We start from the raw sequence: 2404 nt of genomic DNA on the forward strand, positions 1-2404 counted from the left end.
CGCGCCAGCGCTTCATGCTCCGCGCGGGCTTCGTGGGGCGCAAGTTGATCGACGGATTTGATGAGCGTGGGTTTGTCTGCTGCCATGACCGACTCGGAAACGGTTTGGATGCACCATAATGCTTGCGCCGCAAAAGTGGCTACCGGTTTTGCGGTTGATCAACGGATCACGCGGCAATTCTCAAATCGGTCGGACTCGCCGACGAGCAGTTTCAGCGGTCCGCGTCGAGAAGACGAGCGGCAGCCGCGCGGGCTTCCTCGGTGATGGTCGCGCCGGCGAGCATTCGGGCGATCTCCTCGCGGCGCGGCATATCCTTCAACGGCATCACCCGCGTCGCAACGCGCTCCGAGCCGTTGACGCCCTCCTTGGCGATGAGGAAATGGTGAAACGCCTGCGCCGCCACCTGCGGCGCATGGGTGACCGCCATCACCTGGACGCCACGGGCAAGACRGGCGAGGCGCTGGCCGATCGCGTCGGCCACGGCGCCGCCCACGCCTGTATCGATTTCGTCGAACACGAGTGTCGGCGCAGAACCGCGGTCGGCCAACACGACCTTGAGGGCCAGCATGAAGCGTGACAGCTCGCCGCCCGATGCCACCTTCATCAGCGGCCCCGGCCGCGTGCCGGGGTTGGTCTGGGCCCAGAACTCCACCCGGTCGAACCCGCCGGGCTCGCGGCTGGTCTCGTCGGTCTGGATCTCAGTGATGAAACGCGCCCGTTCGAGCTTCAACGGCGGCAGTTCGGCCAAGACCGCGGCATCGAGTGCCGCTGCCGCCTTGCGCCGACCCTTGGAGAGCGAAACGGCAGCCTTGCAATAGGCGGCATCGGCGCTCTTGAGCGCCTGCTCCAACCCGACGAGCTTTTCTTCTCCTGCGTCGATGGCGGCGACGTCGTCGGCAAAGCGCTGCCGCAAAGCCGCCAGTTCGTCGGCCGGCGTATCGAATTTTCTGGCCGCAGCCCGCAGAGAAAACAGTCGCTCCTCAGTCTGCTCCAGCTCACGCGGATCGAACTCAGCCGCCCGGATCGCCTCTTCCAAGGCAGCCCGCGCCTCATCGATGGCGACGAGAGCCGCGTCGAGGGCTTTTACGCTCGGCTCGACGAGCTTGGGCGCCTGAGCGGCGCGCCGCTCGAGCTTTCGCACGGCGGCGGACAGGACGGGAACCGGCGAAGAGGCACCGCCGACGGCATCGAAGGCGTCCGTCAGTTCCTGAGCCACCTTTTCGGACTGCATCATAACCGCGCGACGATCGGCCAGTGCCGCTTCCTCGCCGGGCTTGGGATTGAGGGTCTTCAGCTCTTCCACCGCATGGCGGAGAAAATCGGAATCGCGGCGGGCCTTCTCGACCCTGTCGCGGTGCTCCTGGAGCTTGGCCCTGGCCTCGCGGACCGTCCTGGCGGCGTCGGCCACCGCACGCGTTTCAGCGCCCAGCGAGCCGAAGGCATCGAGGATCGAGCGATGGGTCACCGGGTCGACGAGAGCGCGGTCGTCATGCTGTCCGTGGATCTCGACGAGGGTCGCGCCGATCGCTTTCAGGACCTGAACGCTGACCGGTTGATCGTTGACGAACGCACGCGTCCGACCGTCCGCGACCTGGATGCGCCGCAGGATGAGGTCGCCATCCGTGTCGATTTCCGCCTCGGCGGCTATACGGCGCGCGGGGTGATCGCCGGGACAATCGAAGACCGCCGTGATCTGGCCCTGAGCTTCGCCGTGGCGCACGAGGCTGCCGTCGCCCCTGCCGCCGAGGGCGAGGGCGAAGGCGTCGAGCAGAATGGACTTTCCCGCTCCGGTTTCACCCGTGAGGACACTGAGGCCCTCATGAAAGTGAAGCTCGAGCTTGTCGATCAGCACAATGTCGCGAATCGCCAGCTGGATGAGCATGGAAGGTGGGGCTTAACCCGTCTTTTGGCCGACCTGCGGCACGCCACGGAAGGCTTTCGAAATCCACGACTGCGAATCCTCGCGCGGCTCGACGCCGCCCTTGGCGAGCAGGTTGAAGGCGTCCTTGTACCAAGGACTGTCGGGGAAGTTGTGGCCGAGAACCGCCGCGGCCGTCTGCGCTTCGGCGACGATGCCCATGGCCATATAAGCTTCCACGAGACGCTCGAGAGCCTCTTCCACATGGCGGGTGGTCTGATAGCGGGACACGACGGAGCGGAAGCGATTGATGGCGCCGGAATAATTGCGCTTCTGCAGGTAGAACCGTCCGATCTCGACTTCCTTGCCCGCGAGCTGGTCGCGCGCGATCTGGATCTTCTGCTTGGCGTCCTTGGCGTATTCGGACGTCGGATAGCGATCCACCAGGTCCTGCAGCGTCGCCAGGGCGCGCTCGGAGGTTTCCTGATCGCGGGTGATATCCGGGATCTGATTGTAATAGGACATCGCCAGGAGATACTGCGCGTA

General features: G+C 65.3%; 2 protein-coding genes. Both read right to left on the reverse strand.

Going from position 1 to position 2404, the window contains the following annotated elements; translation table 11 throughout:
* Window positions 1-211: 211 nt before the first annotated feature.
* Window positions 212-1882, reverse strand: coding sequence for a DNA repair protein RecN (gene recN / locus AC1DT3_RS18115; RefSeq protein WP_477466622.1), 1671 nt, complete (start codon window positions 1880-1882; stop codon window positions 212-214).
* A 12-nt stretch (window positions 1883-1894) separates the two neighbouring features.
* A partial coding sequence (locus AC1DT3_RS18120) for an outer membrane protein assembly factor BamD (protein WP_477466623.1) occupies window positions 1895-2404 on the reverse strand: 510 nt, incomplete at its 5' end.

Source organism: Microvirga sp. P4_G7, assembly GCF_056401005.1.